The 3,482-nt window shown below is 72.5% G+C and carries 4 protein-coding genes; all 4 read left to right on the top strand.

Annotated elements, in window-relative coordinates:
• Positions 1-53: 53 nt before the first annotated feature.
• The 4 genes from ABD350_RS37800 to ABD350_RS37815 are packed head-to-tail and all read left to right on the top strand — an operon-like array spanning position 54 to position 3,374.
• Positions 54-770: an aspartate racemase/maleate isomerase family protein gene (locus ABD350_RS37800; protein ID WP_344353986.1), complete on the top strand. Its 717-nt coding sequence runs from the start codon at positions 54-56 to the stop codon at positions 768-770.
• Entirely contained in the window at positions 767-1,567 is an 801-nt protein-coding gene (locus tag ABD350_RS37805; RefSeq protein ID WP_344353988.1) for a hypothetical protein, read from the top strand. The genes ABD350_RS37800 and ABD350_RS37805 overlap by 4 nt, the downstream gene beginning before the upstream one ends.
• Positions 1,568-1,586: 19 nt before the next feature.
• Positions 1,587-2,414 carry a carbohydrate kinase family protein gene (locus ABD350_RS37810; RefSeq protein WP_344353990.1) on the top strand — a complete coding sequence of 276 codons (828 nt, stop codon included), beginning with the start codon at positions 1,587-1,589 and terminating at the stop codon, positions 2,412-2,414.
• Between the two features lie 21 nt (positions 2,415-2,435).
• Positions 2,436-3,374, top strand: coding sequence for a nucleoside 2-deoxyribosyltransferase (locus tag ABD350_RS37815; RefSeq protein ID WP_344353992.1), 939 nt, complete (start codon positions 2,436-2,438; stop codon positions 3,372-3,374).
• Positions 3,375-3,482: the final 108 nt, after the last annotated feature.

Consider the following 3,482-nt stretch of genomic DNA (forward strand, 5'->3'; position numbering starts at 1 on the left):
GGCCGACATCACCGTCACCGATCACGCCCCCCGCGTCCTCTACGGCACCCACCGTGCCCGCTGACCCGTCCTCCGCCACGGAGCCGGACATCCGGCGCGTGGGGGTGCTGCTGCCGTGGGCCAACCAGGCGGTCGAGGAGGAGCTGCCCCAACTCGGCGAGCCGGGCGTGGTCTTCCACTACGCTCGGCTCGTGCCGGCCTCCCGCACCACTGCCGTCGACGACGCGTTCTGGCACGGGCTGCGGGCCGCCGCCACCGGCGCCGTCGACTCGATGCGCCACCTCCCGCTGGACGCCACCGTCCTGGCGTGCACCTCCGCCGCCTTCACCGGCGGACCCGAACTCCCCCCGGGCGTGATCACCGCATTCGACGCCCTCACCACCGTGCTGCACCAGCGCCGGCTGGCCCGCATCGTGCTGGCCACGCCCTACCCGCAGCCGGTCACCCGCGCCGAGGCCGCAGCGCTGGGCGAACGCGGGATCCAGGTCCTCGCCCACGCCAGCCTCGGCCTGGACGACGGCTACCCGGCCATTAGCCCCCAGCAGATCCTCGACCTGTGCGCCAGCCTGCCGCCGGCCGCACTCGCCGGAGCGGACGCGCTCGCCGGAGCGGACGCGCTCGCCGGAGCGGACGCGCTCGTACTGTCCTGCACCGGCTGGCGCACCCTGACCGCCGCCACCGCCCTGCACAAGCGGCTGCGCATCCCCGTGATCTCCTCCAACCACGCCCTCGCCCATATCCTCCCGCCCGCCCCAGGAGCAGCGCCATGACCGTCACCACCCCCCACAGATGCACCGACGACCGCGTCCTCGCGTTCGTCACCCGCGCCGCCGCGCTCGCCGACGTAACGGCCGAAGTGGAAGCCAACCACGACCACAACCGCTGGTGGCCGCCCACCATCACCGACCCCCGCATGCGGATGCTCGCCGCCGGCTGGTCCACCCGGATCAACTACCGCATGATCGACACCTACGCCACCGTCCTCGCCGAGGCCAACAAGCTCGGCTTCGACGCCCTCACCGACCTCGACGACGACCAGGCACGCGACCTGATCGCCCCGCTCGGCCTCACCGAGGCCCGCCTGACCTACCTGTACTCACTGGCCGACACCCTGGCCCGCTGGGACAAGGACGGCATCGACCCGGCCGCCTGGGACGCGGCGACGTTCATCACCGCCTTCACCCGCGACGTACGCGGAGCCTCCTACAAAGTCGCCCAGTGCGCCGCCCTGTACGCCCGCGGCTACCACTGCGGCATCATCCCCGTCGACTCCGGCATGGTCACCAAACTCGCCCCCGCCCTCGGCTTCACCCTCCCCTCCGGACCGGCCGCCCACGAGCACCTGCGCCTGCTGCTCGAGCACGCCGTCGCCCGCCACGCCGACGCCCTGCGCGCACTCACCACCGGCCAGAACGTCACCATCCCCGCCGAGGCGGCCCCGACCTGGTGGACCCACCTGACACTGATCTACTTCAAGCGCCTCTACCTCAACCGGCCCCCCGCCCGCCTGTGCACCCGCCGCCCGACCTGTCCTGCCCTGACCGACTGCGCACACACCCAGCCCTGACCGACAGGGAGATCCTGCGATGCAGCGCACCATCGTGATCGGCAACATCTCCCTTGACCACATCCACCGCCCCGGCCACCTGCCGGTCCACCAGCTCGGCGGCGCGGCCCTCCACCTGGCCACCGCGGCCGCCCGTGCCGGTCTCCCGGTCGCCCCTGCGGCCGCCGTCGGCAGCGACCTGGCCCGCCTGCCCGACGACCCACGCCTGCCCCCGCTGGACTGGACCCTCCTGCACCACGCACCACAGCCCTCAGCCGCGTTCACCATCCACTACGACGAGGCCGGCACCGTCACAGCCGTCGACACCACCTACGGCGCCTCCGAACACCTCACCGCCCACGCCCTGCACCTGATCGACCGCTACCCCCAGGCAGCCTTCCACGTCAGCTGCCGCCACCCCCTCGACATCCCTGCCGTACTGCCGGCACTGGTGGTACGAGGCTGCACCTTCAGCCTGGACTTCCACCTCCCCAGCGCCCCGCAACTCATCCCCGCCGCCACGCCCTGGCTCCACCACGCCACCACCATCTTCGTCAACGCCGAAGAACACGCCCTCCTCACCCTCGCCGCCGGCCCCCAGCCCTGCCCGGAAGTCGTCATCAGCGACGGCCCCCGCCCAGCCCGCATCGTCTGCAACGGCCGCGCCCTGCCGCCCGTCACCCCGCCCTCCCTGCCCACCGCCCGGCAGATCACCGGCGCCGGCGACACCCTGGCCGGCACCTACCTCGCCCACCGAGCCCGCGGCATCCCCCCGGCCACCGCCCTGACCCGCGCCGTCAAGGCCGCCAGCCGCCACACCGCCCACACCCCCCTGACCCAACCCGCCCCACGCCGCGCCCCGTCCTGACCAGCAGCAGGAGGCCGCCCAGTGTCCTATTACGTCGCCCACCGTCTCTTCGCGGCCCACGACCGCGCTCTCGCCGCCCAGCTGGCCCACCACCTGGCCCAGAAACTCGGCGAAGATCACGTCTTCCTGCCCTTCTGCGACACCGACGAGGAGGACCTCGTCGCCGACGTCAAAGGCCGGCGGCTCTTCGAACTCGACCGGGAGCGCCTGCGCCGCATCCGTGCCCTGATCGCCATCGTCCACGGACCCAGCCCGGACGACGGCGTCTGCATGGAGATCGGGCACGCGGCCGCCCGCGGCGTGCCCGTAATCCTGCTGACCACCGACTTCCAGGAGTACTCCACCACCCCAGACGGCCCCCACACCCACTTCCCCGACCCGCTCCTGGACGCCCTCGCCACCCGCATCGTCCGCACCCCCCGTCTCGCCGCAATCACCCAGCCCTCAGGGACCAGCCGCTTCGCCGACTTCGCCCTGCGCAACCAGGTCCAGGTCCAGCAGGCCATCGAGGCCTGCGTCGACGCCGCCCTGCAGCTCCCCGCCCCCACCAAGTCGACCACACGTGTCCGAGCTGACAGCACGGTGTACGTCGAGCCCTCCCCGTATGCCCTGTCGCAGCACCCATTACCCGACCTGGTCCGCTGCCCCTCTGTGACCGTCATCGGCCCGACCCGGTTCTCGGCCGGCGATCCCCTCACCGCCGCGCGGCAGGACTGGGCCACCGTGCTCTGCTCCGATCGCATCGTCGTCGACGCCACCGGCCCCGAAACCCCGCCAGGCGCCGCCCTCCTGATAGGCGCCGCCTGCGCCACCGGCTTGCCGGCGGCCGCCTACCTCCCGCGCAGCACCTACACCCACGCCGCCGGCCGCGAGCCCAACCGCCGCAACCTGATGATCCAGTACAGCGTGGACGCCCTACTGAACAGCGAGGAAGAGGTAACCGCGTGGATCGGCGGGTGACTGTCGAAGAGATAGCGAGCCACCGCACCATCGTGGCCGAAGGACCTGACGGCGTGGGCAAGAGCACTCTGGCCCACCACCTCGCCAGCCGCTACGGCTTCACCGCCG

Source organism: Streptomyces nogalater (assembly GCF_039532885.1).
In the GTDB taxonomy this organism is placed as follows: Bacteria; Actinomycetota; Actinomycetes; order Streptomycetales; family Streptomycetaceae; genus Streptomyces; species Streptomyces nogalater.